The organism is Clostridium sulfidigenes (genome assembly GCF_000732635.1).
Lineage (GTDB): Bacteria > Bacillota > Clostridia > Clostridiales > Clostridiaceae > Clostridium_J > Clostridium_J sulfidigenes.
On record NZ_JPMD01000005.1, the window covers coordinates 1 to 17,805 of the forward strand.

General features: G+C 31.7%; 16 protein-coding genes and 1 riboswitch. Of the genes, 2 read left to right on the forward strand and 14 right to left on the reverse strand.

All coding sequences use genetic code 11. The features are described from left to right. The first annotated feature begins 136 nt into the window (after positions 1-136). A complete protein-coding gene (locus tag IO99_RS03325) occupies positions 137-379 on the forward strand; it encodes a hypothetical protein (RefSeq protein WP_035130279.1) in 243 nt (80 codons plus the stop codon). Between the two features lie 200 nt (positions 380-579). On the opposite strand, the gene IO99_RS03330 is transcribed toward IO99_RS03325, so the two are convergent. From IO99_RS03330 to pdxR, 10 genes are all read right to left on the reverse strand, one after another. Then, complete coding sequence (locus IO99_RS03330; RefSeq protein ID WP_035130282.1) at positions 580-2,376, reverse strand: ASKHA domain-containing protein; 1,797 nt, start codon at positions 2,374-2,376, stop codon at positions 580-582. 3 nt (positions 2,377-2,379) lie between these two features. Beyond that, complete coding sequence (locus IO99_RS03335) at positions 2,380-3,399, reverse strand: methylcobamide:CoM methyltransferase MtbA (protein ID WP_035130285.1); 1,020 nt, start codon at positions 3,397-3,399, stop codon at positions 2,380-2,382. Positions 3,400-3,414: 15 nt separating this feature from the next. Next, positions 3,415-4,071 (reverse strand): corrinoid protein, encoded by a 657-nt coding sequence (locus IO99_RS03340; RefSeq protein WP_035130288.1) that lies wholly within the window; start codon positions 4,069-4,071, stop codon positions 3,415-3,417. 45 nt (positions 4,072-4,116) lie between these two features. Further along, positions 4,117-5,187: a uroporphyrinogen decarboxylase family protein gene (locus tag IO99_RS03345; RefSeq protein ID WP_035130291.1), complete on the reverse strand. Its 1,071-nt coding sequence runs from the start codon at positions 5,185-5,187 to the stop codon at positions 4,117-4,119. A gap of 34 nt (positions 5,188-5,221) precedes the next feature. After that, a complete protein-coding gene (locus IO99_RS03350; protein WP_035130294.1) occupies positions 5,222-6,091 on the reverse strand; it encodes a methylcobamide--CoM methyltransferase in 870 nt (289 codons plus the stop codon). 17 nt (positions 6,092-6,108) lie between these two features. Beyond that, positions 6,109-7,020 carry a CobW family GTP-binding protein gene (locus tag IO99_RS03355; RefSeq protein ID WP_035130297.1) on the reverse strand — a complete coding sequence of 304 codons (912 nt, stop codon included), beginning with the start codon at positions 7,018-7,020 and terminating at the stop codon, positions 6,109-6,111. A 291-nt stretch (positions 7,021-7,311) separates the two neighbouring features. Next, positions 7,312-7,998 carry a phosphatase PAP2 family protein gene (locus tag IO99_RS03360; protein ID WP_051823893.1) on the reverse strand — a complete coding sequence of 229 codons (687 nt, stop codon included), beginning with the start codon at positions 7,996-7,998 and terminating at the stop codon, positions 7,312-7,314. Between the two features lie 201 nt (positions 7,999-8,199). Continuing rightward, on the reverse strand, positions 8,200-8,961 hold the full coding sequence (locus IO99_RS03365) for a class I SAM-dependent methyltransferase (RefSeq protein WP_242844075.1): 762 nt from the start codon (positions 8,959-8,961) through the stop codon (positions 8,200-8,202). A gap of 219 nt (positions 8,962-9,180) precedes the next feature. After that, positions 9,181-10,488: a Na+/H+ antiporter NhaC family protein gene (locus IO99_RS03370; protein ID WP_035130301.1), complete on the reverse strand. Its 1,308-nt coding sequence runs from the start codon at positions 10,486-10,488 to the stop codon at positions 9,181-9,183. Positions 10,489-10,611: 123 nt separating this feature from the next. Next, positions 10,612-10,721: riboswitch (SAM riboswitch) on the reverse strand. A gap of 223 nt (positions 10,722-10,944) precedes the next feature. Beyond that, on the reverse strand, positions 10,945-12,363 hold the full coding sequence (pdxR, locus tag IO99_RS03375; protein ID WP_035130303.1) for a MocR-like pyridoxine biosynthesis transcription factor PdxR: 1,419 nt from the start codon (positions 12,361-12,363) through the stop codon (positions 10,945-10,947). Positions 12,364-12,526: 163 nt separating this feature from the next. On the opposite strand from pdxR, the gene IO99_RS03380 reads away from it, so the two are divergent. Continuing rightward, entirely contained in the window at positions 12,527-13,000 is a 474-nt protein-coding gene (locus IO99_RS03380) for a pyridoxamine 5'-phosphate oxidase family protein (protein WP_035130305.1), read from the forward strand. Positions 13,001-13,020: 20 nt separating this feature from the next. Here IO99_RS03380 and IO99_RS03385 read toward each other — a convergent pair whose 3' ends face one another. The 4 genes from IO99_RS03385 to IO99_RS03400 all read right to left on the reverse strand — a co-directional run bounded on the left by IO99_RS03385 (position 13,021) and on the right by IO99_RS03400 (position 17,572). Further along, positions 13,021-13,878: an AAA family ATPase gene (locus IO99_RS03385; RefSeq protein ID WP_035130394.1), complete on the reverse strand. Its 858-nt coding sequence runs from the start codon at positions 13,876-13,878 to the stop codon at positions 13,021-13,023. 468 nt (positions 13,879-14,346) lie between these two features. Beyond that, complete coding sequence (locus IO99_RS03390) at positions 14,347-15,303, reverse strand: alpha/beta hydrolase (protein ID WP_035130307.1); 957 nt, start codon at positions 15,301-15,303, stop codon at positions 14,347-14,349. 227 nt (positions 15,304-15,530) lie between these two features. After that, the gene (locus IO99_RS03395) at positions 15,531-16,436 is read right to left on the reverse strand and encodes a helix-turn-helix transcriptional regulator (RefSeq protein ID WP_035130397.1); all 906 of its coding nucleotides are present in this window, start codon (positions 16,434-16,436) and stop codon (positions 15,531-15,533) included. 125 nt (positions 16,437-16,561) lie between these two features. Beyond that, positions 16,562-17,572, reverse strand: coding sequence for a DUF4037 domain-containing protein (locus IO99_RS03400; RefSeq protein WP_035130309.1), 1,011 nt, complete (start codon positions 17,570-17,572; stop codon positions 16,562-16,564). Positions 17,573-17,805: the final 233 nt, after the last annotated feature.

A 17,805-nucleotide genomic window follows, 5' to 3' on the forward strand; every position in this document is an offset into this window, starting at 1 on the left:
TGATTATATTTAATTATATTTATACCCAAATACAATTAAATTTATTCCCAAAGGTATAAAACACAGATTTATAAAATATAAGGAGTAATATAGATCATTCTTATATTTTATAATTTTACTTTAAGGAGGCCTGGATATGGATTTTATAAAAAACAACTATAATACTCTGCTTATGGAATGGATAAGATTAAAAACAAAGCAAGCATTTATTGAAAATTCCCAAGATGCAACTTTAGAAAAAATAGAGGAAGCACTGTTAAATTTAGATATTATTGATATTGAACTTATTAATATTTCAAAGGATTACTATACTTTAAAATTTAAACATGGAGGCTTATCTAAAATTAAGCAATTTATTTCACAGCAAATAGAGGGCTAGCAACTTAATAATTGAAACTCGACTCACTGCGTTCGCTGAGTAAGTGATTCACACCAAATCATAGATTTGGGTTCTCTACTTAAATGAGAATAAAAAATATATGAATTACCTATGCTTTTCCAAAGGTAATTCATATATTTTTATTTTATGACCTATGTTCTATGCCATATGCCTTTTATTTATATGTTTTATAAAATCTATTATTTATCTCCAAATATAAGACACTGTGAAAATAATTTTTCATATCCCTCTGAGGCTCCAAGTTCCATGTACTCCATTTCACCTGCTAAATCTTCAATTTCTTTCTTAACTTTAACAGACATAAGTGCCATATATGCTCCAGTTTTAGAAGAATTCCCTATATATACTAGTTTATCCTTTACCTCTTTTGGCAAAATCCCTGTACCTACAAGGCTATCTGCTGGTAGGTGAGCGCCAAATTGTCCAGCTATCATCACCTTATCTAATTCGCCCATATCAATCTTAGCCTGTTTTAACAAGGCATAAAATCCTGAAAGCAGAGCTCCTTTTGCTAATTGTACCTGACGAACATCCCCTTGAGTTATTAGTAGCTGTTCTGGAGTACTTTTTAAAATAAATTCTCTTTTATTCCCATTTAATTGTATCATCTTATATCGATAATCAGATCCCTCTAGTTGTTCTTTTTTTATAAATGCTCCATTGTTTTTTACAATTCCTGTTCTTAGAAGCTCTTTCACTGCTGCTAGTATCCCACTTCCACATATCCCTATAGGGTCTTCCTCTCCTATAACCTTAAGATCTACTCCTTTTTCAGTGATTTCCACATCTTCAACAGCGCCCTCTGCTGCTCTCATCCCTGAACTTATATTCATTCCTTCTAATGCTGGCCCTGCTGCACAGGAACAGGAAAGTAATCTTCCACCCTTAGATAAAACTATCTCTCCATTGGTTCCAATATCTATAAATAGTATATTTTCCTCAGCTTTATGTAATTCACAAACATAGGCACCTGCCACTATATCAGCTCCAATGTAAGAGGATACAGAAGGAAGGCAATATACTCTTGCACACTTAGCAGCCTTTATACCAAGGTCACTTGCTGATATGTTTTTTGCCTTTGTAAATACAGGAGCGTAGGGAGATTTTCCAATTGATGTTGCATCAACACCTAAAAGAAAATGCATCATGGTACAGTTTGCAGCAATAGAAATTTCATAAATATTTTCTTTCTTTACTTTTCCCTCACTACATAACTCTTCAACCATTTCATTAATAGCCTCTACAATAGTTTTCTGTAACTCTTCTTTTGAACCCTCTGGATGTTCTAATTCATAGGTTATTCTAGTTAAAACATCTAGCCCAAACTTCTTTTGGGGATTAATTCTTGAAGCTGTAGCCAAATCCTCACCATTGTTCATATCAATTAATGCTGCAACCACCGTTGTAGTTCCGATATCAATGGCAACACCATAAAGAAACTCAGTAGTATCCCCTGCTTCAAGGGCAATTAACTCGCTGTCATTAAATACTCCAGTTACAGTTCCATAGCTGCTTTCATAGTCCCTTAGTAGCTTCCAGTTGACCTTTTTAGATCCAAGGGCCTCACATAAAGAATCTTCAAAAGGACTTTGGGTTTCTAAAGTAGGCATTTTTATTTCAAAGATTTTTTTAGAAATTGTAGGATTAAACTCAAATTCAGGTACATACCCAGTAGTAAGTATTTTATGCTTTCTTTCCTTTTGCAGAATTTCAATTGTAATATCTTCTTTTGGTACTACCAAGCAGGAAAGTCTTATGTCTGCGTTTATTTCATCTTCTTTCAATAGCTTTCTTTCCGTTGGCGAAAGTGGCGGAAGATTTCCTTCCAACACCCTGACCTTACATTTCCCACAAGAACCATTTCCATTACAAGGATTATCTACAAAAATATCATTTTCTAATAATAGCTGTAGTAAGTTTTTCTTTGGAACATACTCAAAGTCCTTACCTAACTGTTTAATAAAAATCTTAGGCATTTCTTATAGCATCTCCTTTTTTAAAGTCTCAAGGATTGCTTTAACATTTGTAAGAGGAGATTTCATTCCAAGTCCACAGGCAGGTGAAATTATGTTCACTCCATCTTTAACACATTTCTTAGTCAAATCTGAAACTTTCTTAGGCTCTCCAAATTCAATTGTATAGGTACTCACATTACCCATAAGTAATCTATCTCCTAAATTCTTTCGTGCCTCACTCATACTAACAATAGAGTCAAAGCTTAGAACATCACTTTTTATTTTATTTACCTCTTTATATACATTTTTCATTTGGCCACATATGTGCACAATAGTTTTTCCCTGTACTTCTTGAATAGCATCCACTAGCTTATTAATATATTTCACAGCAAATTCTTCAAATAACTTTGGTCCTAAAATTTCACCAGTTCCACTAGGGTCAGAAATAGCAATTATATCTGCCCCTGCTTCTATTTGCTTCTTTGCAAATAAAATTAATTGATTAGTAACATAATCAACATATTTGTGAGCTTCTTCATTGTTTTTTCTCAGCTGTTTATAAAATACTACAGGTTCCATAACAGAACTAGCAGTGCTTATTGGCCCTGTTAAATTCCCTATTATAGGAACATTACTTCCCTTTGCTTTTAATAACTTAATTGCATCAATAACTACTTTAGCTCTTCCCTGATTAAAGTTAATTTCATGGAGTTTCGTCCATTCCTTTACTGAATCTATTGCATACTCCACAACATGAGGTTCATATATGTTTGACCCCATATTCACCGTTGCTCCAAACTCCTCAGATTCAATGGTCATACAAAAAGGAACTCCATAATTTTCAAAACAGCCCTTTTCATATACTGAAGTAGCTAAATCAGCCATAGTTTGCGCATTACTATGAGCCTTTGAAAAATCTATTCCAAGGTCTTCAATTACTTCTGTTGTAACCATGTTCATCATGCCACCAGGACAAATACATGGAACTCTATCAACCTGTTCTCTGTTGAAAACCATATTTAATCGTTCTCTTGGAGATATCATATTACATCCTTCTTTCTAAGCTATATTAAGCATTTTTTTTGCTAATTTTACTGCCTCCACAGCATTGGAACTGTACCCATCTGCACCAATGGTATCTGCAAATTTTTGAGAAATTGGTCCTCCACCTATAAGAACTTTAACTTGATCTCTAATTCCTGCTTCTTTTAATAATTCAATAACTTTTCCCATTCCTGACATAGTTGTCGTCATTAAGGTTGACATGCATACAAAAGAAGCGTTAACTTCTTTAGCTTTGTCTACAAAACTTTTAAGTGAAACATCCCTTCCTAAATCAATCATTTCAAAACCAGCAGTTTCCATCATAATTTTTACTAGATTCTTTCCTATGTCATGGGTATCTCCCTCCACAACTCCAATAACTCCCTTTGGTTTGCTGTTTCCTTCTTCTTCTATAGGAAGATGAGGTCTTAATATTGATAGCCCTTCATACATTGCATCTGAGCATAGTAATACATCTGTTACGAAATATTCTTCCTCTTCATATAATTGACTTGCACGATTCATACCATCTACAAGCCCTTCCATAATACCATCAAAGGCTTTATACTTTGCCTCTACATATTCCTCACAGGCTTCTATTACCTCTTCTTCTTCCATCTCTAATACGCCATCGGATAATCTTTTTAATAATTGTTCTTTAGATGCTGTCATTATTATTCCTCCATTTTAATTACAAAATTTTCTAAACATATATTTTTACATGAAATTTTTCGGATCTATTGGCCACTTTCCATATTTTCTTGCAGAGGCCATAAATTGATCAATATTCTCTAAAGGAACATTTCCTGAAAGGTCACAACCTGATGCTAAAATATAGCCACAAGGACTATCATAAGCCTTTTGCATGCAAGTTTTTACTGCAGAATCTACCTCCTGTGTACTTCCTAATATTAGAACTTCTACTGGGTCTACATTACCTAGAATTGGAACTTTATCCCCTGCTACTTGTTTTGTGTAAGCTAAATCAACTCTATTATCTATACTTAACATATCGCAACCCGACTTTACCATGTCCCCTACTATTGATGTTGTGTCTCCACAAATATGGTAACAAACTAAGCCCTTTCCCTCATGAATATCCTGCATTAAGTCTATAGTATAAGGTAATACAAATTCTAAATATTGTTTTCTATTAAGAATTGTTCCTGATGCAATTGGGTCACATAGCAATATAAGAACACCTCGTTTTATAAATTCTCTACATATCATCTTTAATGCTTCTGTGCAAAACTTAACTAACTCATGTACTTTTTCCGGATTTTTTCTAGTTGCTCTTAAAAAATTTTCTGTTTTATAAATACTTGCTGCTGCAGTAAAAGGTCCAGATATTAAAACTCCTGTTGGAACCTCTTTTCCTAACTTATCAATTAATATTTCTGCAGCCTCAATATGTAATTGGAAAAGTTTATCATTTTTTAGTTCTAACTTTGACATATCAAGTTTATCTATATCATTTAAATCCTCTAAAACATAACTCATAATTGCTGGTACAGATTCCTCTGGATCATTCATCTTACTCCCTAATGCAATACCTATCCCATGTAACCCATATTCAACCACTAATAAATCGTTTCCAAACCTTTCATAACAAGCTATCTGTGCTTTAGCTTCATTTAACGCACTACTTCTTTTCTCTTTGTGGGTCATTCCTAATGCTAGTCCAGACATAGAACAAGCTACAGGCATTGCAAGTATTCTGTCCATAGGTTTTCCTGTCATGAAGGCATTTAACCTTTCAATTGGGGTCATTTTATCATCCTTGTGCATATACAACCATCTCCTTTTTTAAGGTGTTATTTATTTATAGTAATTCAAGGGTTTTAATAACCCCATCTTTTAACTGAAAATCTTTATTTTTCATGCATGTTTGTCCAACAAACTTTGCTAGTCCAATTGCCTTTATGAAGCCTTCTTCATAGTTTAAAGGTCCTCCTAAGGAAACATCCTTCCACACTGCTTTATCTGTTCCTAGTAATGAAAAAGTAGTTTTCGGACAAAGTACTATTATAATTTCTTCATTTATGATTTTATCCATTTTTTTTAATAAAGGATAAGTAAACATTTCCACTACTTGTTCTGCAAACTTAGGTCCAAGAATATTAACTCCCCCAGAAGAGTCTGCATAGCTAATGATGTTTACCCCTACTTTTTGTGCTTCTTCTATAAATTCAATTATTTCATATTGAAGTTTATTAAAAATTTCCCTAATTAACTCTGGATTCTTTCTAAAGGTTTTGAAAACAACCCTTGGTTCAATTAAAACATTCATTATTGTAAATGGTCCCGAAACATTTAAAACCACATTTTCTCCTTGTTCTCTCAAAGACTTACAAGCTTTTAAAACTTCAGAAATTCTTCCCTTTGAAAAATCAATTTTAGGTAAATCCAACAGTTCTTCCGTAGTTGTGCAAATATACTCCTTGGCTCTTGGTCCTATATTCTCATCCCCAAGATTAACTTTTCCCCCTAGTGCCTCCCCTTCCACAGTATGACAGAAGGGTAGTGTACAAACATTGTCCTTATAGTATTTCTTAAGCTCCTTGGCAAGTGTCACCATACTATCCCAATTTTTATAAGCATCAGGAAATTTCAAATTGGTTTTTTCAATAATTTCTTTACTGATTCCCTGTTCATTACCATATGTACATTTATAATCAATTATTTTTCCCATGGTACCCCCCTAATTTATTAATAAAAAATTCCTACTATTTTTTTCTTATCTAAGTTACTGCCAATTACAGTTACCTTTGTAGTTTTTACCGTTTCTAAATACTCCCAATGATAATGGTGTGGGGTATAATCAAAGTAAACCAGTTTCTTTGTAGAAAGCTGAACAATTCCCTTAGCTCTTACAATAAAACCATACTCCTGTTGATTTAAAGAAAATAATATTTTATCTATTTCTTCCTCTGAAAAAGCCCTTAGCTTATCTATAGAAAAAGTTTGGAACATCTTATTAGCTGCCAGAAAGGCAGGTCTATCCTTTAACTCAATCTCATAGGATTCCATACTGTTTATTGTTTCAACAATTTCTTCCCCTGATAAAGAAATCCATGGCTCTTTAAAAATTGTAGCCTTAGGATTAATTAAATTTATTTTTCCAATAATCTCTTCAATTTCACTATCCACTAGATTCTCAAAATGGCTTAAAAAAATCATCTGAGCATTTTCTATTTGATCTAAATAAAAACTTCCAAAGTTCTCACTGTAATCATTGAAGGAATCTACATCTACAATGGTGATAACATCCTTAATCTTTATATTTAGGGTTGAATTTGATGAAACCCTATTACAAACCTTTAGTATATCTGATAAACTACCTACACCAGAAGGCTCAATAAATATATTATCTGGTTTATACTCTAAGACTAACTCCTCTAAGGCTTTATTAAAATTTTCTTTAACTGTACAACAAATACACCCAGAATAAATCTCTTTAATTGGAAGGCTATGCTGTATTAAATCCCCATCAATGCCAATATTGCCAAATTCATTTTCAATTAAAGCATTGCTTCCTTGTATATTTGGAATTACTTTATTTAAAAATGTTGTCTTTCCACACCCTAAAAATCCCGAAACAATATTTATGTTAGTACCCATAATTCCCCTCCATACATCAATACTCTTAATTATAGCTTTTACACTTAAGGCAGTCTAATTTGAATATTAAATAGAAAGTTGCCATTTAATTGAATTTACCTATACATTAAATTTCATTATATCTTCAGTTGCAACTTTAACATGATAATTAATTACATGGATTTCTTTGATATTTTGTAGTTACCCAGTACAAAATTAAAAATATGTTTACAAAAGAACAAGAAAAATTACACCATAAAAAGCCCCCTCTCAAACATAAGCCTGAGAGGGGACAATATCACAACTTCATAGTTATTGCGCCATACCCTTTTCATCATCTTTCTTTTTATTTTTAATAAATCCCTTTAAGTAATTTTTATTGTAAAATAAGTATTCTATAAACTTATAAACTGCCTCCACTAAAACTAACCCAGCTAACATATCTATAATTACATGTTGTTTTACAAATTGAGTTGAGATTATAATTAACCATCCAACTATATTAAATCCAATCTTATATTTTGTTGGCATATTTTTAAGCTTATTTATTCCCTTTAAAGCTGAAAAAGTTGCTGCTACATGAATACTAGGAAAACAATTATAGGGGTTGTCCCTACCATAAATAAACTTTACAAAATTGCATAGAAAATCATCATGGATTATTATTGGCCTTGGAACATAGGTTTGAAAATTTAGATAAATTATAAGACAAATACAATTAACTATATTTAAAGTCAAAAGTGAAATGAAATATCTTTCCTCATCACAATAACACATTATTATAAGTGAGATTATTAAATTTGGCATATACATCATATATGGAAGAATGAATACACTTACAAAAGGAATTAAATCATCTATATCTGTATATAAGGAATGTAATTTGGGATTTTGATAATTATTTATAAAAAAATAGCATATACTACTTATTCCTATGGAAAATATCCATAAATATGGTTTTATAGTTTTCACATTATATTTTTCTAGTAACCATTTCATAAATTTCACCTTCATACGAGAATATTATATATTAATATTATATTATTTGTAATTTTTTATCTACGTTAACATTTATAATTAATCAAAAATTTAAATATAATTTTTTATATCTACTACACAAAGCTATTACTTTTTCGTATTTGATCACTCCCTAAAGGAAAAATCCCTCAAACCGTAGTCTGAGGGATTATTAATATATTTCTATTTAATAGCAACAGCTTCAAAGGTAACAACTTGCTCAGAATTTGATGGATACTGACCAAATTTATAATCTGAAGAAATCACAATATTTTTAAATCCTATACTTTCAAGTATTAGTCTGAACTCTTCTACACCATACCATCTCAATGGGAACCGTTCCAATTCAGTTTGTAAAAGTACCCCTTCACGCCACTTTTCATATCTCCCATGTGAAATGGTATATTGATTTATATAGTCAACCTCTACAATTTTATTTTCTAATGTGATTATATCTCCATTAGAGCAGTCCCAAGTTTTTGTGGAAACTGTACCTGTTGAAATATCTGTTTGCAAAAATATATCAACAATTAATCTACCACCATCAGACAAATGCCTATAAAAGTTTTGTAATGCTTTTATTGAATCTTCTCTATTATGTAGTAGAAGGAAGGTTCCCGTTGGCACTATAATAGCATCATATTTTGTATCTTGTGAAAAAGACTCCATCTTACCTTCAAAAAGTTTAGGATTCAAACCTCTTTCTTTACAATTATGCTCACATATATTTAACATATCTTTTGAAATATCAAATGCATCCACATTCAATCCTTTTTCTAAAAGCGGAATTAATATACGCCCCGTTCCTGTTGCAGGTTCAAGAATAGGTCCTTTGCAAGACTCTAATCTATTCATGTAAAATTCTACATCTCCAAAAGAATGCCCTATAGGCTTATCCATATCATATACTTCTGAAGATAATCTACCATAATAACTTAACATCATTTATCACCTTTCTTCCTTGATTTATCATAATTACTTATTTCGGGACATACTATACAATGCCATTGTACTAATAATATTTTCGATTCTTTCCTATAATTCAATGTCACCTCTAACTGCCCCGTTCTAACAAGTTAATTTTATTATAACAACAACCTTAAAAGAAAACTGTTCCTGTTTTGCTAAGTATTTATAATAAAATATGATTTTAAGTGAATATTTTTATAGTTTCTCTTTGATTTTTAGTTTTAAATAAGGTACAAGTACAATTGCTATAAGGGCACTTATCCCCATTAAATATGGATAATAGAGATATTTCATTATGATAAATGGTGACAATTTAGCTAATGCTGATGCTGATAAAAGTTGTGCACCATAAGGAATAATTCCTTGAGACACACAAGAAAACATATCTAATATACCCGCTACTCTTTTAGGTTCAATATCATATTGATTGGATATATCTTTAGCTATAGGTCCTACAGTAACTATAGCTATAGTGTTGTTAGCTGTACATATATCAACTAAACTAACTAATGTGGCAATTCCAAATTCAGCTCCTATTTTACTGTTAACTCTTTTTGTAATAAATCCTAGTATAAACTCAATTCCTCCATTGAATTTTATAATTTCAACCATTCCACCAATTATCATTGAAATTATTACAAGCTCAGACATTCCACCAATTCCTTTGCCTATGGCCTGCAATAGACCTATTATATCAAAGGCTCCCGTAAATATTCCTATACTCCCTGCAAATAAGATTCCACCAACTAGTACCAATAGCACATTAACCCCTAAAAGTGCCGCAAGTAATACTCCTACATAAGGTAAAACTTTAACTAAACTATATGAATAATCCCCTACTACCTTAGAATCTTGCCCCAATGTTATAAAAGTAAATATTAAAGTTGTTATTATTGCTGCTGGCAATACAACTGTAAAATTCATTCTAAATTTATCTCTCATCTCACAGCCTTGAGTCCTGGTAGCTGCTATAGTTGTATCAGAAATCATAGAAAGGTTGTCCCCAAACATTGCTCCACCAACAACAGCTCCAACCACTAAAGCTATAGGTATACCTGTCTTAGCCGCAATTCCAGTAGCTATAGGAACTAAGGCTACTATTGTTCCCATGGATGTACCTATAGATATTGCTATAAAACATGCAATTATAAAAACTCCAGCTACTAGTATGTTACTTGGTAAAAATGTTAGCCCTAAATTAACAGTAGATTCTACAGCTCCCATAGTTTTAGCAACCTCTGCAAAAGCCCCTGCCAATATAAATATCAGACACATTAAAATGATGTTTGGTTCTCCTGCTCCCTTGCAAAATACATCTAACTTTTTATCTAGTGATACTTTTCTATTCATAAATAATGCTACTAATGCTGCTAATAAAAATGGTACAGTTACAGGCATAGCATAAAAGTCCTTTGTAACTAATGATATCCCCATAAAAACTGCTATAAAAATAAATAATGGTAACAAAGCAATAGCACTGCCCTTTTTCAAGTTATCTTTCATTTTTTCCTCCTTAGTTAATTAATGTTTTAATTTTTTGTATAAGATTTAGTGATCTTAGGCATCTGAAAATAAAAAACTTCTTGCCTTACCTAAAAGATAATGCAAGAAGTTATGTTCTTCCAATTCTTATCTTCCAGGTTAATCCTGCTGGATTTAGCACCATAAAGTTTAAAATAACTACCTTTGGTTGCCGGGCTTCATAGGGCCAGTCCCTCTGCCTCTCTTGATAAGATACTATATTATATTTTTAAATTCTTTATAAGAATAGCATTGGTTTATTATTATGTCAATATAATTCAATATAATTTATCAAAAGCATTTTTATCCATCTTTTATCAAATAAATCCTCAGTTTCTTTTTCTATTTATTTATGAATAACAGCCTTGCCATATTATATATTTAGTGTACCTTTATTTTACCTACCATGTCTTCCGAAGTTTCACCATTGAATTTTCATTATGTTAATGCATTGAACCATGCAGAGTGTAGCAATGCGATACCTTCTCGTACCTGTTGTTCATTCAGTAAACTGTATCCTATAAATATAATGTTTCGGGGACATTCATTCCTGTCATTCCAAAATGGAATCATAGAATATACTTTGACTCCGACTTTTTCTGCCTGTTTAATAAGCCAATCTTGTTCTTCACCACCCGGAAACTCCAAAACGAAATGCACCCCTGCTCCGCGACCATGTAATATTACTTTTTTGTCAAACATTTTCGTCGCTTCCTGTATAAATATATCGTGACACCTTTTGTAGGTAATGCACATTTTTCGAATATGACGCTCATAATTTCCCTCTCTCATATATGCAGCTAAAACACGTTGCGTTAACCATGATACAGGAGAACTATGAGAACAGAATAAACTATGATACCTCTTTAGTAAGCGTACTGGCAACACCATATAGTTCACCCTCAGAGAAGGTGAAAGAGACTTTGAAAAAGTTCCGATATAAATAGTACGATCTTCGGCATCTAAAGAGTGGAGTGCTGGCACTGGATTGGCATCATATCTGAGTTCACTGTCATAATCATCCTCAATGATGTAAGCATCGTTAACATTTGCCCAATTAAGGAGCTCCTTACGCTGCACAATTGACATTACAGTTCCATAAGGGAATTGATGGGAAGGTGTTACATAAGCAGCACATGCGTTAGAGCAGTGAATTGATGAAAGGATAAGTCCATCTTTACTAGCTGGGATTGCATGCACATTATAATTGTTGTTTATAAATACATCCCTTGCTCCATTATATCCTGGTTCCTCCATTGCAATGATGTTATTTTCTTTACGCAGAAGAGTGCACAAAATATTTAAGGAATATTGTAGCCCACAACCGATGATAATTTGTTCCTTACTACAAACCATACCTCTTGATTTGTACAGGTGTCTTACGATTTCTTCTCTTAAAAACAGATCACCCTGTTTATCTGGATAATGATTAACTACTTCCTTTTGCGATGATAGGAGAATTTGAGATGTGTATTTTCGCCATAACTTGAAAGGAAATTGCTCATAAGGAAGTGTACCGTACTGAAAATCATATAGAATCACAGGTTTCTTCAGCTCTGATTTTTGGGTAGATAAGGCTTTTATATCCTGCGGAACATAATTTTTCTCCGTAAATTCACTTGAAGTATCCATAACAAAAAATCCTGACCCATGTCTTGCTTGAATATATCCCTCCACTGCAAGCTGGGTATAAGCCTGACTGACAGTATTGCGTGCAATACCTAATGTTTGGGCTAGTGTACGAATACCTGGAAGCCGTTCTCCATGTGCAATATTTCCTTGTTCAATATCTTTTTTCACCTGATTATAAATTTGAAGATACATTGGATCATTTGAATTCTCTTGAATATAAATCATATAATTATAACCATCCTTATACCAAAGTGTATCCTATATTATATCATATAAGTGTAACTTTTAATAGGTTCACTTCTATGCTACAATATGTTTAATTCTATATCAAGTACATATATATCTTGAATAGAAATCAAATTTATATGATTAGGAGGATAATTAAGTTATGCAATATAGAATGAAGAAGTTTCAATTAACGTTGGAGCAGATTGATGAGCTCCTTCACCGTGCGGATACCGGACGATTCGCTACTATCAATGAGGATGGTTATCCATATGTGGTTGCCATGCACTTTGTTTATTACAATAACAAAATTTATATGCATGGTCTACCAAAGGGACAAAAAATCGATAATATAAATAGAAACCCCAAAGTATGCTTTGAGGTTGATGAATTGTTTGGTCTCTTGACTGACAATATCGAGAATGCCTGTGACACCGAAGCAGAGTACAATAGCGTCGTAATTGTTGGAAACGCTTCGCTACTTGAGGACTTGGATTATAAACATGAAGTGTTAAATAAGCTAGTTGAAAAGTACACTCCGCAGTTTGCTGGAAAAGAGTTTCCTGATAAAATGATTAAGGGTACAGCTGTGATTGAGCTTGATATAGTAGAGTGTACAGGAAAATATCATAAATAGAGCAAATAGAATACTCAACATCATCTAAACTCATTTTCATATCTCTTAAAAAATTCATAATATGTACGCACATTCTCTAATTCTGTCCACTTTTTCACATCAACTGGATTTTCATCAAGATCATATATTTTTGCTCCACCCATAGCAAGCAGAAAAGGGGAATGTGTTGATATGATAAATTGACATCCTAAAAACCGTGCAGAGTCCTCGATAAATTTCATTAATTCCATCTGACGTTTTGGAGAAAGGCTGTTTTCAGGCTCATCCAATATGTATAATCCATTTTCTCCAATTTTTTCAATAAAATATCGAAATGCACTTTCCCCATTTGAATACTCCCTTACATTATCCATAACTTCATTTCTCACAAACTTTGACTGGGTTTTACTTCTAGCAGTATTTACTTTTTTTAGTTGCTCATATTCTTCTATAGACTTCATTTGGAAATGAGAATATTTTGCATCTAAGTATTCTTCAAAAAGTTTTTCCCGTTTTTGATCAATTCCTTCGTTAAGGTTTCGGATATTCAACATATAATCAAATACATCATCACTTGTTATAATTCTGCTATTTTTAGGGATGTCATCTTCAAGTTGCATCTCACACATATTGACATAGTCAGGATAGAAATTAGATTTATTATAGATAGAATCTCGATTGATCCCTGTTTTTTCTGCTATCACATTTAATGCCGTTGATTTTCCCGAACCATTTCCACCATATAAAATCGTAACTGGTTCAAAATCAATTCTTTCAAAACTATGTTTTGATAATATCTTAAATGGATAAAAGGAGTCGTAGCACGTTCTTTTTTCCTCTAGTAAAAAATCAAATTCTATATCATCATTTGGAAATGTAAAAACACTTAAATAAACCATCATAATCACCCTTATCATAACACTATAATATTTGTATTTTTTATTTTGTCTATCATAACCTTTATAACCATTTAATTTTACACTATACCCCTGCCTATTTATTATATCCATAAAATTAACAAAAGCCCTCAAACCCGCATGAACAGAACAACTAGTTAACTAGTTATATAGTTTTATAGTTAAATATATCCCTAGTTAACTATAAAAATAGTTTTCTATAAACCTATTTCCCTATGTAAATATTTATATAGAGAAATAGTCATATTTATCTTTTACTTTATTATAATATTTTATTATCAGCTATGCACTACTATCACTATGATTTCATCCTAATGAAAGTTAGATTTTTAAATTGTTTTTTATTACAGAAGTGGTATAGTTAAAATAATTTTTATAAGGTTAACAATATTGCTTGTATATAGTGCTAATACCAAAAGGATTATAGTACAATAAGTAGCACACTTAATATTAACAATTACATATAAAACTTAATGCCTTATTTAATTTATCGGATAAATCTTGTGGAATAGCATGTCCTATACCTTTATTTACATAGAATTCATAGGGAAGATCAACTTCTTCAAATACTTTAATCATTTCTTCTTGCTCTTCCAATGGCATTATAATTTCTCCTTCCATAAATATGCCCCTAACCCCTCTTTCAGCTGCAAGCTTAACATTCACCTTGGTAAATGATTTTGTAAAATCTGGACCTATTGCAATAAACCCTTTTATAGGAATCACATTAGCAAATGTAATGTCTAAGGCTGTTATTGCTCCCCCTGAGAATCCTCCAATTATTACCCACTCCTCATCAATGGAATATTCTTGTAATATTAAATTATAACATTCTTTGATATCATTCCTTGAAATAAGTGGATTCATTGTCCAACTGAAACCATTATGACGATATAATTGTGAAGATTGAACATATACAACAATAAAACCTTTCTTTAAAAATTCATCAGGCTTCCAGTATTCACTAAATTCACCTATGTTTCCAGGATCACCATGTAATGCAATAAATAATGGATACCTCTTTCCTTCAATGTAATTAATCGGTAGATGGACAGCATATTTAAATCTAGCCTTTTCTCTAGCCTTTGTTAATAATGAATCATTTTTATTCTTAAGATCAACATACCTGATATCTGCTTTTAAATGAACTTCATCAAAAATATCCTTATCACATGCCCATCCTTCATTAAGAAGATATGATATCACATTAATAGACTCTTCATACATTTCCTCATGAGAATAAAATTCAGCTTTTAAAATCATTATTTCAAATAAATACTTATCAAATTCCTGTTTAGGAAGATATTCTGATGCATATTCTAATAAATTTAAGGCTTCTCTGTATTTTTTCTGGTTATAAAGAGTTGTAATTTCACCTTCGAATTCCCAATACTTGTTATATTTCATACTTAATTCTCCTTTGATCAATATCTAAATATTTTTCGCAGTATAATATTTCTCATACTATATATTCCATATATAGTAACTTTTAAACTTTATTCTATTATATCACATCACATATTTTCTGAATGTCTGTAGATTGTTTTTCCATATCCATAAACAAATATGCATACAAAGAAAGCACTAAGATTTTATTACCTTAGTGCCTTTAAAAAAGTTTTTGTATCCAGTATTTAATTTATTGATTTAATAGGGCGTGCTTCAATATATCCTCTGTATCCCATTGGTGCAAGCTGAAATCTTGGGGCAGTTTCTGGTGCCCACTGATATCCGTAAACAGTAGGGTCAAATTTTTCAATATGATTCCACACTTCATAGATTGCATCCATAAAATCATCATCATTATAGGATTCACCTTGAAAAATCATTAATTTGCAAGGTGGCAATTCTATAAGTTCATACCCATTAGGAATATCATTTGTGTAGTCAATGGGAACTTCTACACCTTGCACATATTGTGATGTTCCTTCTTTAATAAGATGTTTTGGAAGCCACATTCCAATTGGCTCATATATGGCTTCTTTTACACTTGTAAGTACTGACCATACATCACACCCTACCTCTTCACAATATTCAAAATAACCCGTTGCTTTTTTCCCTCGCCTTAACAAAACTTTTCGTGAAGGACGCTGAATAACCTGTACAAATACAGATTTGGTATTAAAGTTATCACTCATCTTTTTTCCTCCTTTATGAAATGCTCGGTAGGTATCGAAAACTTTCTGAGGCATAAATAGTTTTATTGGTGGTGTACATTGACTATATTTTCTTGGCGGCATCCCAAATTCCTTTGAAAATGCTCTTGTAAATCCCTCGTGTGAGTCAAAGACAAAATCCATCGCTACATCTATAATCTTTTCATTACTGTCACGTAGTATTAACGCAGCTTTAGTAAGCCTTAATGCACGAATATAGTCAAATGGTGCCTTACCAGTAACTTCTTTGAATAGTTTTGCAGCATGCCATGGTGAATATCCTGCCACAACAGCTAGTTCTTTTAACGTAATCTTTCTTAAAATATTAACATCAATGTACTCTTGCATACGTTGTACCGCCATAATAGTTTCAGCCTCACTCATTCTTCCACCTCCAATATCTAAAGTATATATCATAAAGAACTCTATTTCTTGACCTGCATTGCGAATAAAAAAGAGCATTTTTCTTCTCTTAATCACTCTACTAATATACCACTTATTAATAAACCTTATATTTCTAATAATACTTTTTCTAAAATTTCATAATGCCAATAATATAAATCCTTGGGTTTTATTGAAAAAGCTTTTTCTTTATCAACAATTATTTTTCCATCATCAATAGTTACAAAACTAAAAAAAGGATCTCCTGATAAAAAGGATAAACTGGCATTTTCACTCCATTCTTCAACTGTTACAAAATCATTTTCAAATAGTAATTTAAGTAAGTCATAAAAGCTTTTTTGCATAACTCTAAGCTTAAAATGTGGACACTCTTTTTCAACAATATATAAATCTATTTCTTCCCATAACTTTTCAATAACACTTTGCCTATTAATTAAACTTTCTAATGACAAATCTCCTGTACTCATTACTTCAAGAATTCTTGTTTCCCATTGTGTTGGTGTCCAAGAAAGAGTTCTACTAAAATGAATAATCCATTTTTCATGTGGAATGTATTCACCATTTACTATAAATAGAGCTTCTATTAACTTAGTGACAGCATTATTCATCATATAATGACCTTGCACTGTATCCCCCCTATGAATCCATATATCACCTGCTAATCTAAAATACCACCAACAATCAAAAAGTAATCCTTCAGCTTGTAATGGTTCTGGTTTATTTATAAGTTTATCTCTTACAAATTTTTTTATTTCTCCATTGGGATCATATAAAATTTTTGCATAAGATAAATCCCATAAAGCAATACTATCCCACGATTTCTGTTTTTCTTCCTCCAAATTTAATATCTTTATATCGTAAAGATATTTTTGAGCCATTGTAATCCCAATTGGTATAGGTGATTTTCCATTATTCCATAGTTCATAATTTTCTTTATCTAAATAAATAACTATGTCAATTTCAGATAGATAATCTACATAACCTCGCGACATCCCTCCATTTAGGGTTATTCCAATTACTCCTTCTAAAGATTTAAGCTTTTTTATACTATTTTTTAATTCTAACATAAAATCATTAATTTTATTTTCACTTTTTAAGTTCACATATGGTCTTTTCATAATAATATCTCCTTCTTAAATTAATTTTTTCATATAAAATATAGATGTAACAGTATAATTTAAATAAAATAAAAAGCCGTAGATTTTACTCTACGACTTCTATCATAAAAAGATAGTTCAATTGCCTAGAGAGTAAAATAAAATCATATACTAATAAAATGGTTCACCAAATAAACTGTCACATCAAACAGTTTTACCACTCTATTTTAATAAATGATTCTATCTTACTTCTC

Bases quoted from the DNA above. Each gene is read 5' to 3' on its own strand.
- IO99_RS03400 (WP_035130309.1), bottom strand. From the start codon at position 17,572: ATGAAAAGACCATATGTGAACTTAAAAAGTGAAAATAAAATTAATGAT.
- IO99_RS03325 (WP_035130279.1), top strand. From the start codon at position 137: ATGGATTTTATAAAAAACAACTATAATACTCTGCTTATGGAATGGATA.
- IO99_RS03350 (WP_035130294.1), bottom strand. From the start codon at position 6,091: ATGGGAAAAATAATTGATTATAAATGTACATATGGTAATGAACAGGGA.
- IO99_RS03360 (WP_051823893.1), bottom strand. From the start codon at position 7,998: ATGAAATGGTTACTAGAAAAATATAATGTGAAAACTATAAAACCATAT.
- IO99_RS03395 (WP_035130397.1), bottom strand. From the start codon at position 16,436: ATGAGTGAGGCTGAAACTATTATGGCGGTACAACGTATGCAAGAGTAC.
- IO99_RS03380 (WP_035130305.1), top strand. From the start codon at position 12,527: ATGCAATATAGAATGAAGAAGTTTCAATTAACGTTGGAGCAGATTGAT.
- IO99_RS03340 (WP_035130288.1), bottom strand. From the start codon at position 4,071: ATGACAGCATCTAAAGAACAATTATTAAAAAGATTATCCGATGGCGTA.
- IO99_RS03385 (WP_035130394.1), bottom strand. From the start codon at position 13,878: ATGGTTTATTTAAGTGTTTTTACATTTCCAAATGATGATATAGAATTT.
- pdxR (WP_035130303.1), bottom strand. From the start codon at position 12,363: ATGATTTATATTCAAGAGAATTCAAATGATCCAATGTATCTTCAAATT.
- IO99_RS03345 (WP_035130291.1), bottom strand. From the start codon at position 5,187: ATGCACAAGGATGATAAAATGACCCCAATTGAAAGGTTAAATGCCTTC.
- IO99_RS03330 (WP_035130282.1), bottom strand. From the start codon at position 2,376: ATGCCTAAGATTTTTATTAAACAGTTAGGTAAGGACTTTGAGTATGTT.
- IO99_RS03370 (WP_035130301.1), bottom strand. From the start codon at position 10,488: ATGAAAGATAACTTGAAAAAGGGCAGTGCTATTGCTTTGTTACCATTA.
- IO99_RS03335 (WP_035130285.1), bottom strand. From the start codon at position 3,399: ATGATATCTCCAAGAGAACGATTAAATATGGTTTTCAACAGAGAACAG.
- IO99_RS03390 (WP_035130307.1), bottom strand. From the start codon at position 15,303: ATGAAATATAACAAGTATTGGGAATTCGAAGGTGAAATTACAACTCTT.
- IO99_RS03365 (WP_242844075.1), bottom strand. From the start codon at position 8,961: ATGATGTTAAGTTATTATGGTAGATTATCTTCAGAAGTATATGATATG.
- IO99_RS03355 (WP_035130297.1), bottom strand. From the start codon at position 7,020: ATGGGTACTAACATAAATATTGTTTCGGGATTTTTAGGGTGTGGAAAG.